General features: G+C 47.2%; 20 protein-coding genes and 1 tRNA gene. 7 read left to right on the top strand and 14 right to left on the bottom strand.

All coding sequences use genetic code 11. The features are described from left to right. The coding region (locus SOI44_RS09065) for an Hsp20/alpha crystallin family protein (protein WP_331348890.1) at nt 1-323 on the bottom strand (323 nt) is incomplete at its 3' end. A gap of 49 nt (nt 324-372) precedes the next feature. Continuing rightward, nucleotides 373-774 carry an Hsp20/alpha crystallin family protein gene (locus tag SOI44_RS09060; RefSeq protein WP_331348889.1) on the bottom strand — a complete coding sequence of 134 codons (402 nt, stop codon included), beginning with the start codon at nt 772-774 and terminating at the stop codon, nt 373-375. 234 nt (nt 775-1,008) lie between these two features. Here SOI44_RS09060 and SOI44_RS09055 point away from each other — a divergent pair, with 234 nt between their 5' ends. Continuing rightward, the gene (locus SOI44_RS09055; RefSeq protein ID WP_331348888.1) at nt 1,009-2,463 is read left to right on the top strand and encodes a S10 family peptidase; all 1,455 of its coding nucleotides are present in this window, start codon (nt 1,009-1,011) and stop codon (nt 2,461-2,463) included. Here the strand turns inward: SOI44_RS09055 and SOI44_RS09050 are convergent. Continuing rightward, nucleotides 2,457-3,785: an MFS transporter gene (locus SOI44_RS09050; protein ID WP_331348887.1), complete on the bottom strand. Its 1,329-nt coding sequence runs from the start codon at nt 3,783-3,785 to the stop codon at nt 2,457-2,459. The genes SOI44_RS09055 and SOI44_RS09050 overlap by 7 nt on opposite strands. 542 nt (nt 3,786-4,327) lie before the next feature. Continuing rightward, on the bottom strand, nt 4,328-5,626 hold the full coding sequence (locus SOI44_RS09045; RefSeq protein ID WP_331348886.1) for a fused HPr family phosphocarrier protein/2-hydroxyacid dehydrogenase: 1,299 nt from the start codon (nt 5,624-5,626) through the stop codon (nt 4,328-4,330). Between the two features lie 138 nt (nt 5,627-5,764). Here SOI44_RS09045 and SOI44_RS09040 point away from each other — a divergent pair, with 138 nt between their 5' ends. Continuing rightward, nucleotides 5,765-7,315, top strand: coding sequence for an NAD(P)/FAD-dependent oxidoreductase (locus tag SOI44_RS09040; protein ID WP_331348885.1), 1,551 nt, complete (start codon nt 5,765-5,767; stop codon nt 7,313-7,315). Here SOI44_RS09040 and SOI44_RS09035 read toward each other — a convergent pair. Continuing rightward, complete coding sequence (locus tag SOI44_RS09035) at nt 7,296-7,727, bottom strand: PTS sugar transporter subunit IIB (protein WP_331348884.1); 432 nt, start codon at nt 7,725-7,727, stop codon at nt 7,296-7,298. The two genes, SOI44_RS09040 and SOI44_RS09035, sit on opposite strands and share 20 nt — an antisense overlap. Nucleotides 7,728-7,922: 195 nt before the next feature. Here SOI44_RS09035 and SOI44_RS09030 point away from each other — a divergent pair, with 195 nt between their 5' ends. From SOI44_RS09030 to SOI44_RS09020, 3 genes are read left to right on the top strand one after another with little or no spacing between them, the layout of a single operon-like run. Next, complete coding sequence (locus SOI44_RS09030) at nt 7,923-8,468, top strand: glutathione peroxidase (protein ID WP_331348883.1); 546 nt, start codon at nt 7,923-7,925, stop codon at nt 8,466-8,468. 51 nt (nt 8,469-8,519) lie between these two features. Beyond that, complete coding sequence (locus tag SOI44_RS09025; RefSeq protein ID WP_331348882.1) at nt 8,520-8,993, top strand: MarR family winged helix-turn-helix transcriptional regulator; 474 nt, start codon at nt 8,520-8,522, stop codon at nt 8,991-8,993. Nucleotides 8,994-9,026: 33 nt separating this feature from the next. Then, nucleotides 9,027-9,422: a flavodoxin family protein gene (locus SOI44_RS09020; RefSeq protein WP_331348881.1), complete on the top strand. Its 396-nt coding sequence runs from the start codon at nt 9,027-9,029 to the stop codon at nt 9,420-9,422. Between the two features lie 102 nt (nt 9,423-9,524). Here SOI44_RS09020 and SOI44_RS09015 read toward each other — a convergent pair. The 4 genes from SOI44_RS09015 to SOI44_RS09000 form a co-directional block, all read right to left on the bottom strand. Next, nucleotides 9,525-9,595, bottom strand: a tRNA-Thr gene (locus SOI44_RS09015). Between the two features lie 101 nt (nt 9,596-9,696). After that, nucleotides 9,697-10,389, bottom strand: a complete 693-nt coding sequence (locus SOI44_RS09010) for a class I SAM-dependent DNA methyltransferase (RefSeq protein ID WP_331348880.1) — start codon at nt 10,387-10,389, stop codon at nt 9,697-9,699. A gap of 73 nt (nt 10,390-10,462) precedes the next feature. Continuing rightward, complete coding sequence (locus SOI44_RS09005) at nt 10,463-10,951, bottom strand: hypothetical protein (protein ID WP_331348879.1); 489 nt, start codon at nt 10,949-10,951, stop codon at nt 10,463-10,465. A 22-nt stretch (nt 10,952-10,973) separates the two neighbouring features. Next, complete coding sequence (locus tag SOI44_RS09000; protein WP_331348878.1) at nt 10,974-11,537, bottom strand: Maf family protein; 564 nt, start codon at nt 11,535-11,537, stop codon at nt 10,974-10,976. Nucleotides 11,538-11,641: 104 nt separating this feature from the next. On the opposite strand from SOI44_RS09000, the gene SOI44_RS08995 reads away from it, so the two are divergent. Beyond that, complete coding sequence (locus SOI44_RS08995; protein WP_331348877.1) at nt 11,642-12,550, top strand: sugar phosphate nucleotidyltransferase; 909 nt, start codon at nt 11,642-11,644, stop codon at nt 12,548-12,550. Between the two features lie 66 nt (nt 12,551-12,616). On the opposite strand, the gene SOI44_RS08990 is transcribed toward SOI44_RS08995, so the two are convergent. Genes SOI44_RS08990 through coaBC form a run of 3 tightly spaced genes read right to left on the bottom strand, consistent with a single transcriptional unit; the run spans nt 12,617 to nt 15,499 of the window. After that, the gene (locus SOI44_RS08990; protein ID WP_331348876.1) at nt 12,617-13,534 is read right to left on the bottom strand and encodes a dipeptidase; all 918 of its coding nucleotides are present in this window, start codon (nt 13,532-13,534) and stop codon (nt 12,617-12,619) included. After that, entirely contained in the window at nt 13,531-14,310 is a 780-nt protein-coding gene (locus tag SOI44_RS08985; protein WP_331348875.1) for a type III pantothenate kinase, read from the bottom strand. Before SOI44_RS08985 ends, SOI44_RS08990 begins: the two co-directional genes overlap by 4 nt. After that, nucleotides 14,294-15,499: a bifunctional phosphopantothenoylcysteine decarboxylase/phosphopantothenate--cysteine ligase CoaBC gene (gene coaBC / locus SOI44_RS08980; RefSeq protein WP_331348874.1), complete on the bottom strand. Its 1,206-nt coding sequence runs from the start codon at nt 15,497-15,499 to the stop codon at nt 14,294-14,296. The genes SOI44_RS08985 and coaBC overlap by 17 nt, the downstream gene beginning before the upstream one ends. 89 nt (nt 15,500-15,588) lie before the next feature. Here coaBC and yfcE point away from each other — a divergent pair, with 89 nt between their 5' ends. After that, nucleotides 15,589-16,140 (top strand): phosphodiesterase, encoded by a 552-nt coding sequence (gene yfcE, locus SOI44_RS08975; protein WP_331348873.1) that lies wholly within the window; start codon nt 15,589-15,591, stop codon nt 16,138-16,140. Nucleotides 16,141-16,196: 56 nt separating this feature from the next. Here yfcE and SOI44_RS08970 read toward each other — a convergent pair whose 3' ends face one another. After that, nucleotides 16,197-17,894 (bottom strand): Na/Pi cotransporter family protein, encoded by a 1,698-nt coding sequence (locus SOI44_RS08970; RefSeq protein WP_331348872.1) that lies wholly within the window; start codon nt 17,892-17,894, stop codon nt 16,197-16,199. Between the two features lie 88 nt (nt 17,895-17,982). After that, nucleotides 17,983-19,167 (bottom strand): nickel pincer cofactor biosynthesis protein LarC, encoded by a 1,185-nt coding sequence (gene larC, locus SOI44_RS08965; RefSeq protein WP_331348871.1) that lies wholly within the window; start codon nt 19,165-19,167, stop codon nt 17,983-17,985. Between the last annotated feature and the right edge of the window lie 126 nt (nt 19,168-19,293).

Genomic DNA, 19,293 nt, shown 5'->3' with positions numbered 1-19,293 from the left:
ACATCGGAATCCTTCACCTGATTGCCGACATAGAAGCTGCGGCTGTAGGAACCATACCGTCTTTCACGGCGCAGTACCTTGCCCTTCTTGTCTTTCTCATCCTTGTTCTCATGACGTGTGGCATGAATGCTTAATGTACCATTTTCAAGTGTTACCTTCACGTCATTCTTTGCAAAGCCCGGCAGATCTGTCTTCATGATATACTTGCCGTCTTTCTCAACCACATCTGTCTTCAGCACAGGCTCCTGATTGAACATCGGAACATCAAACCCATTGTCAAAGACATCATCAAACAGATCAAAATCATCTCTCACATCCGGCATGAACCTCATTGCAATCATCTCCTTTACTGATCAAACTTCGGTTTACTGATTACTGGATATCAATGTACTTCTTCTCTTCGGCTTCTTTCTTCTCAGCGGAAGGAACCGTCACAGTCAGAATACCGTTGTTATAGGACGCATGTACGTCGCTCTCCTTCACATGATCGCCAACGTAGAACGTTCTGCTCACGGCACCATAGCTGCGCTCGGAATGAATGACTTCACCCTTGGCGTCTTTCTCTTCTTTGCTCTCATTGTGCTGTGCACGGATCGTCAGCTCACCATTGTACAGAGAAATCTTGATATCATCCTTGTGATATCCCGGCAGCTCAACCTCTAAACTGTAGCTGCCATCCTTCTTATGGACATCTGTTCTCATCAGACCTGTAGAATTCAGGCCAAACTCATTGAACATATCTTCAAACAAACTTCTTTCAGGTGCGTATCTCATATCATTACCTCCCTGAGGCTCTCACCTCTTACACTCATAATAGTAATCACTTGTTTAGCACTGTCAATAGTTAAGTGCTAAATTTCTTCACTTTTATTTCCGCCAGTATTTATCGATTTGCTTGTTATTAAGCTTAATCATTTCTGGCATTTAGATCTATTAACTGCTAAGTCGCATCTTTTCCATTCTGCTGACCGCTTTGCTATAATGGTGCCCATAGAAAAGAGGCTAAATATGTTGTATCAGACTGAAAGCATGAAGCAGGATGATTTCAAGCCAGCCCGCTTCACTTCCGAAGGTTCCATTACACTCAATGGCAAAACGATTCCTTATAAGACGGTATCCGAAGACAATGTCTTCTATGATTCTGAAGGAAAAGCCGCTGCATCCATCTTCTCGTATTCTTATTTCCGTTCGGATGTCAAAGATGCCAGCACAAGACCTGTGATCTTTGGCTACAATGGCGGCCCTGGCAGTTCTTCCATGTATGTCCATACTGGCTTCCTGGGTGTACGCAGAGTCAGCTATGGTGAGCCTGACCGTCCTTCCGCATTCGGTCCCTGGAAAGTCATCGACAATCCGGACTGCCTGCTGGACATTGCTGATCTTGTATTGATTGATCCGGTTGGCACCGGCTATGGTGTTCTTCTCAACCAGGATAAGAAGAAGGACTTCTTTGGCATTGAGCAGGATGCCGAAGCACTGCTGAACTTCATTGAGCTCTGGTGCCGCAAGTATAACCGTGGTCTTTCACCGAAATATCTGGTTGGTGAAAGCTATGGCTGCACAAGAACCGCAACCGCCGTTGGTATTGCGGCAAGTGAAGGCAAAGAGCGTGCCTATGGCATCGCCTTTGACGGCGTTGTCATGATCGGCAATACCATCACATGCGGACAGTACTTCGGCCAGGGTATGCCGGTAGAATCCAGTATCATCGGCTTCCCTACCTATGCCGCTGTCAACTGGTATCACCATCATCCAACGGATCAGTCCGTTGAAGACTTTGTCAAAGAAGCCAAGGCATTCGCCGATCATGATTACCTGCTGGCTCTCTACAAAGGTGAATCACTTGATGAGAAAGAAAAAGAGCAGATCATTGAAAAGGTCTGCTATTACACCGGTGTATCCAGAGAATATCTGGAAGCACGTGATCTGCGTATCGGCGATGATGATTTCCGCTCGGAAGTATGCCGCAAAGACGGCAAGGCCGTATCCCGCTATGACGGCCGTGTGACAAGACCATTGCTGCTGCCACAGCTGGAAGAGCGCAATAAAGGCGAAGAAGATGATGCCACAGCAGACCGCTATGATGCTTACTTCTATGCTGCCTTGACCGGCGATGTTCTGCCAAGACTCAATGTCAAGCTCGACCGTACTTATGTGCAGCTTGCCAACTATTGGAAAAACTGGGACAAGGAAACACCAATGGGAACAACCGGTGAGCAATTGCGCAGAGCAATGGACCGCAGACCTGGCATGCGTGCCTTCTTTGCCAATGGCTGGTTTGACCTCTGCACGGAGTTCGGCTTTGTCTTCCATACTCTTGACCATGACCATCTGCCTAAGGACAGAACGTTCTGGAAGGGCTATGGATCAGGCCATATGATTTACCTTGGTGAGGATAATGTCCATGCTTTGGCATCTGATGTCAGAGCCTTCATCGAGGGTAAGGATCCTTCCAATCACTGAGCTTTATGGGCGGCACCTGCCGCCTTTTTCTTTTGCTTTGGAAAACAGAAGGCAAACAGATACAGCAGTAAACCTGCAATTGCACTGGCGATAAACAAAACGCCAACCGGTAACAGTACTGTTTCCCCATAGGAATTGACATAGGTCTGATGACTGAAGCCATTGATCAGACCGCTGCCGATCATTGGTCCGATGATCATCGGCACAAGCACATAGGCAAGTAAGCGGATCCCCTGAAACATGCCGACATGATCTACAGGTGTTTCATCACGGATGGCACTGGAAAACAGAATGAGAATCGATACATAGCCTGTCATCATGATGATGCCGGCAATGATAAATGGAATCGCAGATGTCAAAAAGCCTGCCGCAAACAAACCGATGCAGTAAAGAGATACACTGATGAAAGCAAGTGTGCGTTTGCCATAGCGGTCCACCAGTCTGCCAACTGCCAGAGAGCAGATGCTGGCAAAGATAATGATCACTGCCATAACCAGACCGCTCAAGGCATCGCCAAATCCCAGTGTCTTTTCCAGATAAATCAGAAGATACGGCATAAATACCTGGACAGAGATATTGAAGATGCAGATGCCAAGCAGGCAGAGATAGAATTTTGCATTTTCCCGGATCACAGATGGCCGGAAACCATAGACAATGCTTTCCAGAAAATTCATCTTCTCTTTGCTTTGTACGGGTCTTGTATCCGGTACAAAGAGCAGTCCCAGCAGTCCTGCCACACTGACACTGGCCCCAATGACTACAAAGAATGCCGGCCAGCCAAGCAATGAAGAAAGAATACTGCCGGTGCCAGCCACAATTAACATGGCCAGTAGTGGGAATACATTCAATACACCTTCAATTGTGCCGCGGTTTGTTTCATCACTTGTTTCCGTTACCCAGGCATTGAAGGAGGCATCATTGGCAAGTGATCCACAGAAGGACATGATGCAGTCCATGACAATCACAATCGTGACTGTCATTGCCAGCACTTTTGCTGTGGACATTCCCGGGAAAAGCGCAGCTGTATGTTCTCTTGAAATCAATGCGAACAATGCCGTCATAATGCCCCAGACAACATAGCCGATACACAGGAAATAGCGCCGGTGTCCCATCCGGTCTGAGATGATGCCGCCAACCAGTGTGGCAATGGTAGATACCACCGCACTCCAGGCAACCATGGCCGCAATGTCACTGGCACTGCCGCCAATCTGATTGAACAGAAACAGATTGAACTCCATGTTTTCCACAGCCCAGGCCAATTGACCAATCAGGCCAAACACAATGATGGTGAGCCACTGCTGCCATGATAATTTTGTTTTCATATACGCTATCCTCTGTTCTCAGTATAGGCTTTTTCAAAGAAAAAAGCAGGGCCTCATAAGACACCTGCTGATGGAGCATGGCAAAAGATATGGTGAAGATACGCTTACTTAATACCCTTTAACCATCTGACAATTCTCTTGAAATTCATGATCAGTGCAATAACGGCAATGATAAAAATAATTATTACGATAATTGTACCTTTCATCTGGTCCTCCTCATTTACTCCAGAAAACGGCGACATTCAATCTCTGCCCATGCATGCGCAGCATTGATGCCTGACATCATAAAGCATCTTCTCCGGTATCATCATACCGGTATCGTATCCTAAAAAAAAGCATACTAATGATCCTCGTAATCTGTCATACTAATAGTTTTGATCGTAAAACTATGATGTGCATGTACTTTGCATTGCTGAATGATGGATCTGGCGAATATGACTGGAATGCTGATCAGAGATTTACCATTCGTCCCGACACAAAAAAGCAGACCAGAGAAATTCTCTGATCTGCATATAATCGTTGATGTTTGTTGAACCAGCTGCTTACTTCACTTCGGCATTGCCATACGGCAGACCTTCGTTGAAGTTTCTGGCATTCTCCATTGTGACAGCCGCAATTGCCTGCAGGGCTTCACGTGTGAAGAAGGCCTGATGAGATGTCAGAATCAGGTTCGGGAAGGTTGTCAGTCTGGCCACGATGGAATTCTGCATCATGTCATCGGAATGGTCGACATAGACATTGTCATCTTCACCTTCATAGACATCCAATGCAACGGCATGGAACTTATTGGCACGCAGGCCTCTGATCAAAGCATCCACATCAATCAGGCCGCCGCGGCTTGTATTAACAAGCATGACGCCATCCTTCATGTGGGAAATAGCCTCATCATCAATCAGATGATAGGTGCCGCCCTCACCCATGATCAGCGGTGCATGCAGGGAAATCAGATCTGCCTTTTCCAGCAGTTCTTCCTTGGTTACATAATGCAGAAGGCCGGACTCTTCCAGCTTGGCATTCGGATATGCATCCCAGCCAAGCACGGTCATGCCATAGCCCTTGCAGATCTGGGCCATGATCTGACCGATACGGCCGGTACCCATGATACCAGCAACCTTATTATGCAGATCGACACCAAGCAGACCATTCAGCGTGAAGTTATTATCCTTGACACGGTTGTAAGCTTTGACAACTCTGCGGTTGGCAGCCTGAATGATGGTCATGGCATGCTCGGCAACGGCATACGGAGAATATGCCGGCACACGCAGAACGGTGATACCCTGCTCCTTGGCTGTCTTGAGATCAACATTGTTGAAACCAGCACAGCGCAGCAGAATCAGCTTGACGCCATAGCTGCCCAGCTGCTCAACAACATCACGGTCAGCCTCATCATTGACGAAGATGCATACAGCATCATAGCCCTCTGCCAGATGCACACTTTCACGTGTCAGACGGGAATTGAAGTAGTGAATATCGACATTATAGGTACCTTCACCCTTGTCACAGGACAGCTCTGTGAAGAACAGACGGTCATAATCCTTGGTGCCAAAGAAAGCAACTTTGAGCACGGATACCGGCTTATCTTTCGGGCTCAGTTCATTCAGAACCGACTGAATCTTTTCGGCAGCAGCTTTTTCATCCTCACCTTCGATGCTGAAATGCAGTACGCTGCCCTTTGCGGCATGCAGAGCAAGAATCTGCAGCACATCACGTCCGGAAGCACTTGCCCCATTGCACTCAATTGTGACTGCTGACTTGAAATCAGTGCAGGCCTGAGCAACCATTGCGGCAGGACGGGCATGAATACCAAGCGTATTTGTTACCTGATAATCAAAACGTTCCATGAAATTTTTCTTCCTCCTCTTATTTTCACCATTTTCATGATAGTGAACCCCATAAGTAATTTCCACTAATATGATAATGCGAATTTCGCGGTCCGGCACAAAAGATGCGCTATAATTCTGGCTCAGGAGAAAATAAATATGCTGCGAATCCACCAAGTATACTGCCCCATCGGGCAGACCCTTTCCAAAACCCAGATTGCAAAGAAACTGCACTGCACCGAGGATGACATCCAGTCTTTCCAGATTGAAAAGGAATCACTGGATGCCCGCAAGGATGAAATGCATGAAAGCTATACTGTGCTTGCCACAGTAAGAAATGAACACCACTATCTGAAACAGAAGGATGTCAGTGAAGGAAAGCCGGGAATCTACCAGAATCCTGCTCCGGTTTTCTCTTCCATCCGTCCGATCATTGTCGGGTTTGGCCCGGCTGGCATGTTTGCCGGATTGCTGCTGGCCGAGACAGGATTGCGCCCGATTATCATTGAACGCGGCAAACCTGCTGATCAAAGAGCTAAGGATGTTGAGGCATTCTTTACCAAAGGCATCCTGAATGTTACTTCCAACGTGCAGTATGGTGAAGGCGGCGCCGGCACCTTCTCAGATGGCAAGCTGACAACCCGCATGAAAAATATACGGGTACAGAAAGTACTGTCAGAACTGGTAGAAGCAGGCGGTGATCCTGCCATTGCCTGGCAGCACAGACCGCATCTAGGCACAGATGTACTTAGAACCGTGGTTGTCAACATCCGTAAAAAGATCATCTCATTGGGCGGTGAAGTGCACTTTGAAACATGCATGCAGAGCCTCAGAGTTGAAAACGGACAGGTCACTGGCATTGAAACAGATAAAGGTACCTTTTTGTCTCCCTATGTGATTCTTGCTGCCGGCCATAGTGCTGCCGACACCTATCACAATCTTTTTGACCAGGGCATCACAATGGTGCCAAAAGATTTTGCAGCGGGTGTCAGAGTGGAACATCCACAGAAACTGATCAATCAGAATCAGTATGGAAAATATGCAAACCATCCAGCTCTCTCCCCTGCTTCTTACTCTTTGACGTATCATGCCAGCAATGGCAGAGGTGTCTATTCTTTCTGCATGTGCCCAGGCGGTGTGGTCATTCCTGCTTCTACAATGGAAAATACGCTGGCTGTCAATGGCATGAGTTATTCAAAAAGAGACGGTGCCAATGCCAACAGTGCCATTCTTGTTCAGATTCCAAGCAAGGACTTTGACCACGGTTCCCCGATGGATGGCTTTGCCTTCCAGAAACACCTGGAAGAAATTGCTTTCCATCCCGGCTATCAGGCCGCTGCCTCCAATATCAAGGATTATCTGGAACACCGGATCTCATCAGACCTTGTCATTCCTTCTTCTTTTCCGCGCGGTATCATCCTCGAAGATATGCACAAGCAGTTTCCAAAGCCTGTCAATGATGCGCTGGAAGAAGGATTCGTCCATTTCGATAAAAAAATACCCGGCTTTATCAGCCAAGGCATCATGGTCGGCATGGAATCGAGGTCTTCCTCTCCCATCCGTATTCTGCGCAATGAGGATGGCACATCCCTTTCCTGCAAAGGATTATATCCTTGTGGAGAAGGAGCAGGCTATGCCGGCGGCATTGTCTCCAGTGCCGTTGACGGCATCCGTCAGGCGGAAAACATCATCACTTCCCTAACGCTTTGAAATCAGCCGTTTCATGCCGCAGCCACCTGCGGTGTGAGACGGTTCTTTTTACAGCAAGAGGACGCGGCTCATCCGCAAACGTCACCACATTGGGAGTCCCATTCTTCCACAGCGCCATCAGATCCTGCGCATCCTCCACAAAATCACGCACCGGCATCAGACCATACAGACGCGGCGGAATCACCGCCACCGGAATCGTATACTTCTTTGCGTCCTGTCTTACCTTCCATTCACAATGCGGACAAACCATCGCAATATCCACTTCATTCTCACGATCCAGCAGATGTACAATCGGAATAAAGATAAACTGAACCTGATCTTCCAAGTGCAGATTACTCACTTCTTTTTCCAGATGGGCGGCCAGTGCACTGGAAGAAAAACCGCCGCCACAGCATATTGCAATCTTTAACATAGCTCCATTATATCCATTCGAATTGCAGAATTGGAAAAACAGCAAACCGCCTTGTTATTCTTTCAATACCCATTTCATGAACGAAAGATCATCTTGCTTGTTCTGCATTTTATATTTGATAAAATATTATTGCGTGAGGTATAAATGATTCACATCTGGCCACTGGCCGCTGCTGATGCAGCAGAAAGGAAAAAAATGAGCACTTTTTACGATTATTCTGTTATCGACCGCAATGGCAATGAAGTTTCGATGAAGAAGTTTGAAGGAAAGGTCGTTCTGGTTGTCAATACTGCTACCGGCTGCGGCTTTACCCCTCAATATAAAGATCTGGAAGAAATCTATGAAGCAGATCATGATAAAGGACTTGAGATCCTGGATATTCCCTGCAACCAGTTTGCCGGCCAGACACCGGGTACGGATGAAGAAGTCCATGAGTTCTGCACACTGAAATACAATACAAAGTTTGACCAGATGAAAAAGAGTGATGTCAATGGCGACAATGCCCTGGACCTCTATAAGTACCTCAAGAGCCAGCAGACATTCCATGGCTTTGGCAAAGGTCCAAAGGCACTGATGATGAGTGCCATGCTGAAGAAGATTGATCCGGATTATCAGCATAACAGTGAGATCAAATGGAACTTCACAAAGTTCCTGGTTGACCGCAATGGCAATGTGGTGCGCCGCTTTGAGCCAACCGAAAAGATGAAGGATGTCAAACAGGCAGTGGAAGAACTGCTGTAAGCAATTCGATGATAGATACATGCCGGAAATGATTCCGGCAGAGGGAATGTGATGGACGAGATGGAAAAAGAAAAACTGAAAGTGATGAATCCAGATGAATTGCTGCGTTTAGACAGGCAGCTGTGTTTTCCCCTGTACGCTGCTGCCAGAAAGGTAGTAAGTGCTTATACACCCTATCTCAAGCCATTGAATCTGACTTATACCCAGTACATCACATTCATGGTATTGTGGGAGAAAGATGGAGTAACGGTTGGCGAGATTGGTGAGCGGCTTCATCTGGACAATGGCACATTGACCCCGCTGTTAAAGAAAATGGAAAAGCAGGGTTACATCATTCGAAAGCGTGATAAAGAGGATGAGCGCAAGGTTACCGTTCATCTGACCAAAGCAGGCAGAGACATGAAACAGAAACTTGTCAATGTGCCATTGCAGATCGGCAAGTGCATTCCGATCAGTATCGATGAAGCGAAAGAGCTTTACCGCATTCTCTACAAGATTCTTGATACAGAAGTATCAGTCGATTAACAATCAAAAGTAATAGAAAACGAAGGCAGGCATATGAATACAGCAGTCAGATATTATTCCAGATCCGGTAACACAAAGTTAGTTGCAGAGGCAATTGCCAATGCCCTGCATGTCAAAGCAGTCTCTGTGGACACCGGTGAAGCTCAGCTGAAGGAAAAAACAGATGTATTGTTTGTTGGCGGAGCACTATATGCTTATGGCCTGGACAAACATCTGAAAAATTATCTGAGAAATCTGGACCCGTCCAAAGTTGGCAAAGCCGTCATCTTCTCAACTTCCTGGATTTCCAGACACAGCATAGACTTGATCCGCAAAGAGCTGAGTGACAAGGGTATTCCAACAGCAGAGGAAACCTTCTATGTCAAAAACAAAGCAAATGCTGAGCAGCTGAAAGAAGCTGCAGACTTTGCCCTGAAGATGGCAAAATAAGAAGTGCACAAATAAAAATGATTTTTCAAAGGCATCCGATTCGCATGAATCGGATGTTTTTTACAAAAAAAGAAGACAATCACAAGGATCATCTTCTTTGTATGCCGCTTGGCAGAATTGAACTGCCCGTTCATCCTTACCATGGATGCGTATTACCACTATACTAAAGCGGCATTGCTCTGCTATTCTACCCAAACCTGCATGTAAAATCAACATACAAACTCCAATCCCCCCAAGAAAGTCAGGGCAAATACAGCAGGTACCACCTTTCTATCTATTTCTTTCTGGCTCTGACAATGATCACTTCCGGTATTTCCTGATTTTTCCAGCATGTTTCCGCAAAGCCATCAATCACAAATCCTGTATCGAAACAGACATTGAAAAGATCCTGCAGAGAGCGATGGAAATACAGCTGCTTCTGCGGCTGGCCAAGGATAGCCTCACCTTCATAGCTGTGTGCTGTCATATATTTGTCAGTTCTGGTCACAAAGCAGGGATGCTGCGTGGAGAAGACAAAAATGCCATGCTCCACCAGAAGATCATGTACTGCTTCAAACAGCGGCCTGATATCCGCAATATCCATGATGGCCATGTTGGATACTGCTTTTGTATAGGGATGTTCCCTTCGCAATGCCATCATGCTCTGCCTGCTGGTGGCATCTGCCACACAGAATTCAATCCTGTCTGGATATGCTGCCTGGCGTTTCTTTGCCAAAGCAATCATCTTCTCACTGTAATCAAATGCAGTTACACGGATCCCCTTTGCAGCAAGATATACAGAATAGTTCCCATTGCCGCAGGCAATATCAAGAATATAGTCACCCTTTTCTGGCTGCAGCAGCTCGGTTACCTTCGGACTCACTGCTCTTCTATGAAATTCATTGGATGCATCGCCCATAGCCGCATCCCAGAATGCCGCATTCTCTTCCCATCTTTTTCTGCTTTCTTCTGTTTCCGCCTTTGACATGAAGCAGCCTCTCTTTCATACGTGCTGTATTCCAGCAGACCTGTTGATATGTGATCAGATGCAGGCAATCAGGCTATCCATTCAGATTGCCATATACATGCACAAAGTGAATGATGAAAAACACCAGGGAAACAATCGTTAATGGTGTATTATGCCGCCACATTCCGATGACTGTGTAATACAGCGGCGGCAGGGCCACCAGAAAGATCATCATGATGGATATACTTTGATGACCAGTAAAATAGAGTGCCCAGCCAGCATAGTTTGCCAGAAGAATTACTATGGCAAGAATGAAGAAAAGTCTGTCTTTGCTGTTTGAAGCAGAGAATACACTTGCATCTTTGTGAACAATAAAGAGCATCAGCACAATACAGGCAGTACCAGATATCTTTTCCAACAGATCCAGTGTGGCAGAAGTCTCTGTCATATTCATGATGGGATTTGTTTCCAGATGAAACAAAGGCATGAGCAGATAGGGAAACTCCTGCAGCACAAAAAATAAGATTCCAGCAATCCAGAAGCCAAAATACTGATTCCCACAGATCTTTGCCCATCGTACCATATGTTCTTCCCCCGCTGTATTTTTACAGCATTTGTCTTCTTTTCAGCTCCTCATAAACCAGATGTAATGGCAGTCCCATCACGGCATAATAATCACCCTCAATACCTTTGATATACCTGCCGCCATAGCCCTGAATGGCATAGGCACCTGCCTTGTCACTGCATTCTCCCGTGGCAATATATCTGTTGATCTCTTCATCGCTCATCTCCAGAAAGTGCACAGCTGTACTTGTAGAAGTGCGATAACACGCCTCTTTGGAAATGATGCAGAGTCCCGTCAATACATGGTGGGTACGTCCCTGCAGGCTTTTCAGCATGGCAAAGGCAGCCTCATTGGTATGTGGTTTACCCAGCGGTTTGTTATCAATCACAACCATCGTATCACTGCCGATCACCACCGCATCCGGGTGTCTTGCCAGTACAGTTTCTGCCTTTTTGACAGACAGACGTTCAATCTCTTCTGATAATGGTCTGGTAAGATCAATCGTTTCATCCACATCGGCGGGGTCACAAATAAACGAGGCGCCGCACAATGACAGAATTTCCTTACGCCGCGGCGAGCGGCTGGCCAGTACTAGTTCTTTCATATTCTTCCTCTGTCTGTCATTATACATGGTTTCCAGAAATTCATGACCATGGCAATTGCACCCATGTTACAATAAAGGTGCAATTCAGGAGGATTTGAAATCGTATGAAGAAACCTACACTGGTCATTCTTGCGGCAGGCATGGGAAGCCGTTACGGGGGAATGAAGCAGATTGACGGCGTTGGCAGCCACGGTGAGCCAATCATCGAATTTTCCATTTATGATGCCAAGGAAGCAGGCTTTGGCAAAGTTGTTTTGATCATCAAGAAAGAACATGAAGCTGCTTTCCGCAAGGCACTGACGGACAAGATTGCACCGCATATGGATGTAGAATTTGCCTATCAGGATATGAACAATATTCCTTCCGATGTACAGGTACCGGAGGGCCGTGTCAAGCCATGGGGCACAACCCATGCTCTGCTTGCCTGCAAGGGGATTGTCAATGAGCCGTTTGCCATCATCAATGCGGATGACTTCTACGGCAAAGACGCCTATAAGGTTATGTATCAGTACCTCTGCAATGAAGTATCCGACAATCACTACGCCATGGTCGGCTATCCGTGTGTCAACACACTGACAGACAATGGCACCGTGACAAGAGGTGTGTGCCAGACAGATGAAAACGGCAATCTGAGCCACATTGTTGAGGTAAAGGAAATTGCCCGCAAAGACGGCCATGCCATTTACAAAGATGGTGATGAATGGAAGCAGCTGCCGGATGATACACTTGTTTCCATGAATTTCTGGGGCTTTACACCGGCTGTCTTCGATGACTGTGAGAAGATCTTTGATACCTTCATCCATGAGGCCATCAAGAAAGACCCGATGAAGTGCGAGCATGTTATTCCGACTGCCATCGGTCAGCTGATTGATGAAGGCAAGGTCACTGTCAAGATGCTGTCATCTTCTGACAAGTGGTTTGGTGTCACCTACCAGCAGGATAAGCCAGGTGTTGTCGCCAAGATTCAGGCCATGAAAGATGCCGGCATTTATCCGGATGTACTTTGGAAGTAATGAAGTTTACAGACCAGGGAAACCTGGTTTTCTTTTTGGCCAGAAAAAAAGAGCAGTGGTGGCTGCTCAAAGATATTTCTGCAGGAAATGATACACATTGCGCCAGGCAATATCTTCGATTTCCTCTTCACTGAATCCTTCTGCTTTTAAGCCTTCAATAAAGTTCTGGGCCTGCTCAGGATCATAGAGATCATGGCCCTCTGCTTTGCTGTAATATCCACCAAGATCAAAGCCGACGGCCACATGAGATACACCGACCAGATCCGCCATGAATCTGGCATGCTTTGCCAGCGTTCTTGCACTGCGGTCTTCCTGCTTTGCGGCAATGAATTCCTCACAGGCATTCAGACCAATCAGACCGCCCTTGTCACACAGTGCCACAATCTGCTGATCGGTCAGATTGCGGGGCACATAGCATAATGCCTTGGCATTGGAATGAGTCGCAATGACCGGTGTCTTACTGGCATCCAGAATATCCCAGAATGTCTTCTCATTGGCATGAGATACATCCACAATCATATGGCGCTCATTCATTCTGGCAATGGCACGCCTGCCAAACTCTGTCAATCCCCTGCCGGCATGGCCGCTGTTTCCCGTTGCCAGATCATTTTCATCATTCCATTCCAAAGATCCAATCCGATTGCCCATATCATACAGCCAGTCAATCTTCTTCTCCGGATCATCATGGATACCGCACATACCTTCCACGGTCATCAGATAGCTGACATGTTTGGATTCCGGATCAAAATCATCCATACTGAGCATTGGTGTATGGCCGGAAGCGATGATATCATCTCTGACCATCGTTACCGTATCCATCATATCCTGCCAGGATTCCTTTCCCGCAAAGAAGGAAGCCGCAGCACTGTACATGATCTCACCTTTTTCAAGACGACTGTCCCAGTGATTCTTCAATACCGCTTTTTCATTTGGAAACTGGCGGATGGCAATAGCCAGATCCGCATGCAGATCAAAGATTCTCATGAATTCTTCCTCCTGTTCAGCTCATAGATAATCCGAATGCCCTTATAGGCAATATCCGGATCATAGGCATCAATTTCATCCGTTTCATTAGCAATCACCCGGCCAAGACCGCCGGTTGCCACCACATAGCAGTCAGGATCCTGCAGCTCAGCTTTCATCTTTTTCAGAATATATTCCACGGCACCGATATAGCCATAGACAACACCTGCCTGCATGCCTGTGATCGTATTGGAGCCAAGCACAGATGCAGGCTTTTTAATCTCAATCTCAGGCAGCTTGGCAGTCCGGGAAGTCAATGCACTTGCCGAAATACCAAGCCCAGGGGCAATCACGGTGTAGCGGAATTCACCTGCACCGTTAACATAGTCGAAAGTTGTGGCCGTGCCAAAGTCAACGACAATACAGGAACGCTTGAACGTATGATACGCATAGGCACAGTCTACGATGCGATCCGCACCCACCGCCCTAGGATTATCTGCCTTCAGAGCAATGCCGCACTCCATCTGCGGTGTAATGACAATCGGTGTTTTGCCAATGTACTTTTTCATGCAGGAAGTCAAAGTATACATCAGCTTTGGCACAACCGAGGAAATCACCACGGCTTCAATATCCTCAATGCCAATGCCGGCCCGTTCCAACAGATCATAAACAATCACACCAAGCTCATCACTTGTTCTTTCTGTTCTGGTAATCAGACGGAACGATGCCCGGATCTTCTCCCCCTCCATGATGCCCATGGAGATATTCGTATTTCCTACATCAACGGCCAGCAGCATACTTCTCCCTCTTCAGGCAGTATTTCAGAATCTCTTCTGCCGTATCATCTTTGCTCAACAAGCCAAGCTGTTCCTGATGGTCTTTGGAAAGAATTGTCACCTTGTTAGTATCCACGCCAAAGCCGGCACCCTTGTCACGCAGCGAATTGGCGGCAATAAAGTCCGCATTCTTTTCCAACAGCTTCTTCTGTGCATTTGCAAAGAGGTTTTCCGTCTCCATGGCAAAGCCGATCAATACCTGGCCTTCATGTTTGCGGCTGCCAAGCTCCTTGAGAATATCCGTTGTTCGGCAAAGATCAATCTGCAGATTGCCATCCTCTTTCTTGATCTTTTCATCTGCAGCCTTGACTGGCGTATAGTCAGCCACCGCAGCAGCCATGATGATGGCATCCATGCCATCACTGAGAGACAATACAGCATCGGCCATATCTTTGGCCGAGACAACCGGCACCATATGTACACCATAGGGAACAGGAAGATCCGTCTTGCCTGAGACAAGTGTCACCGCAGCACCGGCATTGCGGGCTGCCCTGGCCAGAGCATATCCCATTCTGCCCGTAGAATGATTGGTGATGCAGCGGACCGGATCAATGGCTTCCTGGGTCGCGCCGGCGGTAATCAACACCTGCTTTCCTGCCAGAAACTTATCGGAATACAGCAGGATGGAAAGTGCATCCGCAATCTCTGATGGCTCAGGCATTCTGCCCTTGCCAACATCCCCACAGGCAAGATAGCCGGCATCGCTTTCCATGATGTGGATGCCATACTTCTTCAATCTGCGCAGATTATCCTGGGTAACAGGATTGGCAAGCATATGTGTATTCATAGCCGGTACAACCAGCTTTGGACAATATGCTGCCAGGAATGTCGTTGTCAGCATATCATCCGCAATGCCATTGGCAGCCTTGGCAATAAAGTCTGCCGTTGCCGGTGCCACCACAAAAGCATCTGCTTTCTTCGCCAGTGAGATGTGATGTACATCCGGCTCATAATCCACCGAAAACATATCTGTGATCACACGGTTAGCTGACAGAGTCTGAAACGTCAGCGGTGTGACAAATTCCTGGGCACTCTTTGTCATCAGGACATGCACATCATGTCCTGCCTTTTTCAGCATCGACACAAGTGCACATGCTTTATATGCGGCAATACCGCCGGTAACACCGACGATGATACACTTTTTCTCCATAGTTTTTCTCCCGTTGATACCTCACAATTATATGTTCGCATGGTACGATTTACAAACAAGGCGGCAGTACCGCCAATGAAAGGAACGTTATGGACAAACAGAACTGGCTTGTTGTTTCAGATATTCACGGTGCCCTCTCAGGGGCACAGGCAATGGCAGATGCCTTTGTGTATCATCACTGTACATGGATCTTATGTCTGGGTGATATTCTCTATCACGGACCCAGAAATGATCTGCCTGAAGATTATGCACCAAAGAAGGTCATCCCCATCATGAACAGCTTCAAGGAAAAGATCATTGCCGTAAGAGGCAATTGTGAAGCTGAAGTAGATCAGATGGTGCTGGAATTTCCATGCATGAGTGACTACTGTGCCATGCCATTTGCAGGCCATAAACTGTTTATGAGCCATGGCCATATCTATGGCCCGGATCATCTGCCTGTACTGGAAGAAGGAGACATGTTTCTCTCTGGCCATACACATATTCCAACAGCATATCAGAAGGATGGCATCTGGCTGCTGAATCCAGGCTCCATTTCTCTGCCAAAGCAGAACCATCCCCGCACCTATGGTCTGCTGGATGAAGATGGCTTCAAGGTTATGACTCTGGACCATCAGGTATACATGCAGGCAAAGTTCTGACACAAAAATGGCAGGATTCAGTGTGAATACTGAACGCTGCCATTTTCTTTGATTTCTTATCTCTGTTTGTTATCATCCAGTCTTGGATTGAGATGCTTGTCATCCCCGGTATGATCGGCTGTCATCTTCATCATACTGCGGGCAATGTTGCAGCAATGGTCACCCATTCTTTCCAGGTTGGACAGAATGTCACAATATACAGAGGAAGCCACCGGAGCTGTACAGATCTTCTTTGCCATACGCTCAAAATGTGCTTCTCTGGCATTGTACTCCAGTACATCCATCTCATCTTCCAGTTTCAACAGTTCATCATAGGTTTCCTGAGATCTGTTTTTTGCCAGCTGCAGAAGTTTCTCAAACATCGCATCAAACTGGTTGTACATCCGGTTGATCTCATAGACAGCACTTGGCGAAAGACCCTTCTGATCTTCATGGATCATCTGGAAGAATTCCTTCAGGTTCATGGCAATATCACCAATACGCTCAAGATTCTTCACATTATCCAGATCTGTGCGCTGCTCCAATGTATCCGAAGGTGACAAATCACCCGCCATACTGACTTCCAATAGATATGCTGTAATCTTCTTATCATAGTCATTGACCACGGACTCTCCCTGGTCAATCATCTGCAGTTCCTCTTCACCGCCCTTGTTATTGAGATAATCACGTGTATTGTGCACATTTTCCACAACCGCATCAGACATGGAATGAATCGCTTCCTCGGCAGCACTTAAGGCCGCTGCCGGCAGCCGTCTTGCCAGAGAAGGATCCAGATGATCCACATCCACCTGCAGACGTTTTGGTTCCTCGCCTGGAATGATCCTGCGGACAAGTGCACACATCTGTTTCAGCAGCGGGAAGAAGATCAGGGTTGCCAGGGCATTGAAAGTAATATGAGCCAGGGCAACCTGCATCATCATATTCATGCCAAGTGCGGCAGACACATGCAGAATAACACTGCTCAGCGGTTTGAGCAGAATCATGCCCATGACAGAACCAACAATATTGAACAGAGTATGCAGACCGGCTGTCCTCTTGGCTGCGGTACTGCCGCCGGCACTGGCCAGAATGCCTGTTACCGTAGTGCCGATATTGGCGCCAAACACAAAGGGAAGCACCGCCTGAAAGCTCAGCGCACCTGCCTGATACATCTTCTGCACAACACCGATCGTAGCAGCCGATGCCTGCACGGCACCGGTCATGATCGTTCCGGCAAGCAGCGACAGCAGCGGATTCTGAGACAGCTTCATGGCAATATTGGTAAACGCCGGAATGTCCTTGATCACGCTCAATGCTTCGCCCATAGAGTCCAGGCCATAGAAGACCATGCCAAACCCCATCAGAATATTGCCAAGACACTTGACTTTACGCCGTGAAGAGAAACATGTAAGCATGGCACCGGCGAAGATGACATACAGGATATATTTGCCAATATCAAGAGAAATCAGGAAGGAAGTGATCGTGGTGCCGATATTCGCTCCCATGATGATGCCTGCAGCCTGCTCCAATGTCATCAGTCCCGCTCTGACCATGCCGATGGTAATGGCAGTGGAAGCAGAGGAAGACTGCATGACAACAGTGATGACAATACCAATCAGAAAAGCACTGAACGGATTCGAAGTATAGCGGTCAATATATTCCCGCAGCTTATCACCGGCAAACTCCTTGAGCGCATCGCCCATAAAGTTAATGCCAAACATGAACAGGCCAAAGCCGCCCAGAATGACATCCCAGCGCATATCAGACAAACCCATGGATAACCTCCATCCCTTGTACTGCTTTAAGGATAGCAAATCATGGCAGTGTCATGCATTATTTTTCTGATTTTTTCCTGGATTTTGCTTATTTATTACTGCCATATACAAGTTTACGGGCAGCATACAGACTGATATCTTCCTCATCTGCGATTCTGGCCAGATCTTCATACTCCAGCTTTGATCTTTGAATGCCATAGCCATCCGCCCTTTTCTCATGTACTGTCCCATATGGTGTCTGCCATTCATTCATGGTGCGCCTCATGACATAGCGGCGGGATGAATATGAACGGATGCCAAGTGTGGAAAGATGCTTGAACATCAGTGCAATCATCCTTTGTTCATCACATTTCAGACACATGCATGTAAATGATACCCCAGGCCGGTTTTTCTTCATGTAGATCTGTGTTGTATACACATACAGCGCCACGGCGGACATCAGTTTGTTTGCGGCATAGCCAATCTCTTCCCCGGTCATATCATCCATTGATGCCACCAGTTCCACCACTTCACCATCATCATTCGCTTCACCAAGATATGCCCGCAGCACATTTGGCTCATCGAAATGGCGGCTGCCAACACCGCATCCTTCTTTGTGCAGGATCATCCTCGGCGGATTGTCATAGCTGCTGGTAAAGTGTTTCAGCAAGGCTGCGCCGGTAGGTGTTAACAGTTCCCCGTCCACGTCACCCTTTTCAAACGGCATGCCTTCCAGCAAAGCAGCCACTGCCGGTGCCGGTACTGGCAGAATGCCATGGGCACACTGCACTGTCCCGCTGCCTGTGCGCAAAGAACCTGTATACACCCGATCCGGTGCAATCATCTCCATCAATACACAGCAGCCGGCAATATCGGCAATAGCATCCTTCATCCCCACTTCATGCAGGTGAATCTCAGATACCGGCATGTGGTGAGCCTTGCTTTCTGCCTCAGCCAGCAGCTGATACACTGCCTTTGTCTCACTGCGGACATGTTCACTGAGGTTCAAAGAATCAATCGTATCCATGATTTCCTGCATGGTGTGGTGCTCATGATGGTGGTGATGATGATCATGGTCAGATGCCTCTTCTTCTGTATGGCCGTCAATCAGCACCTGAATATGCGTACCGGAAACACTGCCGTTTTCTTTTGTCTCCGCAAGGAAATGAATGCCTTCCAGTCCGCACTGGTTCATAATCTCAAGATATTCCTTCTGATCGACAAGTTCGCTTAAGGCACCATTGAGCAGATCTCCGGAGGCACCCATATGGCAGTCAAGATACAGTATTTTCATATTCTTAAAAGGGGCTGTAACGAATAAGATGATTTGACATAGTTTAGTCAATGAATCTTGGTGCTGCAGCGCCTTTTTTCTTTTGGCGTTGTTCATTTGTTAGTTTGACTTGCCCAAGGCAGCCAG

It is taken from the genome of Lactimicrobium sp. (assembly GCF_036453465.1).
Taxonomy (GTDB): domain Bacteria; phylum Bacillota_I; class Bacilli_A; order Erysipelotrichales; family Erysipelotrichaceae; genus Bulleidia.
Note: the sequence above shows the minus strand (reverse complement) of the source record. Positions and strands in the feature narration are given on the sequence as shown.

What these genes read in the sequence shown, in the direction of transcription:
- SOI44_RS08995 (WP_331348877.1), top strand. Translation starts at nt 11,642, where the DNA reads ATGAAGAAACCTACACTGGTCATTCTTGCGGCAGGCATGGGAAGCCGT.
- SOI44_RS09060 (WP_331348889.1), bottom strand. Translation starts at nt 774, where the DNA reads ATGAGATACGCACCTGAAAGAAGTTTGTTTGAAGATATGTTCAATGAG.
- SOI44_RS09010 (WP_331348880.1), bottom strand. Translation starts at nt 10,389, where the DNA reads ATGTCAAAGGCGGAAACAGAAGAAAGCAGAAAAAGATGGGAAGAGAAT.
- SOI44_RS09025 (WP_331348882.1), top strand. Translation starts at nt 8,520, where the DNA reads ATGGACGAGATGGAAAAAGAAAAACTGAAAGTGATGAATCCAGATGAA.
- larC (WP_331348871.1), bottom strand. Translation starts at nt 19,167, where the DNA reads ATGAAAATACTGTATCTTGACTGCCATATGGGTGCCTCCGGAGATCTG.
- SOI44_RS09050 (WP_331348887.1), bottom strand. Translation starts at nt 3,785, where the DNA reads ATGAAAACAAAATTATCATGGCAGCAGTGGCTCACCATCATTGTGTTT.
- SOI44_RS09030 (WP_331348883.1), top strand. Translation starts at nt 7,923, where the DNA reads ATGAGCACTTTTTACGATTATTCTGTTATCGACCGCAATGGCAATGAA.
- coaBC (WP_331348874.1), bottom strand. Translation starts at nt 15,499, where the DNA reads ATGGAGAAAAAGTGTATCATCGTCGGTGTTACCGGCGGTATTGCCGCA.
- SOI44_RS09035 (WP_331348884.1), bottom strand. Translation starts at nt 7,727, where the DNA reads ATGTTAAAGATTGCAATATGCTGTGGCGGCGGTTTTTCTTCCAGTGCA.
- SOI44_RS08970 (WP_331348872.1), bottom strand. Translation starts at nt 17,894, where the DNA reads ATGGGTTTGTCTGATATGCGCTGGGATGTCATTCTGGGCGGCTTTGGC.
- yfcE (WP_331348873.1), top strand. Translation starts at nt 15,589, where the DNA reads ATGGACAAACAGAACTGGCTTGTTGTTTCAGATATTCACGGTGCCCTC.
- SOI44_RS09020 (WP_331348881.1), top strand. Translation starts at nt 9,027, where the DNA reads ATGAATACAGCAGTCAGATATTATTCCAGATCCGGTAACACAAAGTTA.
- SOI44_RS09045 (WP_331348886.1), bottom strand. Translation starts at nt 5,626, where the DNA reads ATGGAACGTTTTGATTATCAGGTAACAAATACGCTTGGTATTCATGCC.
- SOI44_RS08985 (WP_331348875.1), bottom strand. Translation starts at nt 14,310, where the DNA reads ATGCTGCTGGCCGTTGATGTAGGAAATACGAATATCTCCATGGGCATC.
- SOI44_RS08990 (WP_331348876.1), bottom strand. Translation starts at nt 13,534, where the DNA reads ATGAGAATCTTTGATCTGCATGCGGATCTGGCTATTGCCATCCGCCAG.
- SOI44_RS09005 (WP_331348879.1), bottom strand. Translation starts at nt 10,951, where the DNA reads ATGGTACGATGGGCAAAGATCTGTGGGAATCAGTATTTTGGCTTCTGG.
- SOI44_RS09040 (WP_331348885.1), top strand. Translation starts at nt 5,765, where the DNA reads ATGCTGCGAATCCACCAAGTATACTGCCCCATCGGGCAGACCCTTTCC.
- SOI44_RS09000 (WP_331348878.1), bottom strand. Translation starts at nt 11,537, where the DNA reads ATGAAAGAACTAGTACTGGCCAGCCGCTCGCCGCGGCGTAAGGAAATT.
- SOI44_RS09055 (WP_331348888.1), top strand. Translation starts at nt 1,009, where the DNA reads ATGTTGTATCAGACTGAAAGCATGAAGCAGGATGATTTCAAGCCAGCC.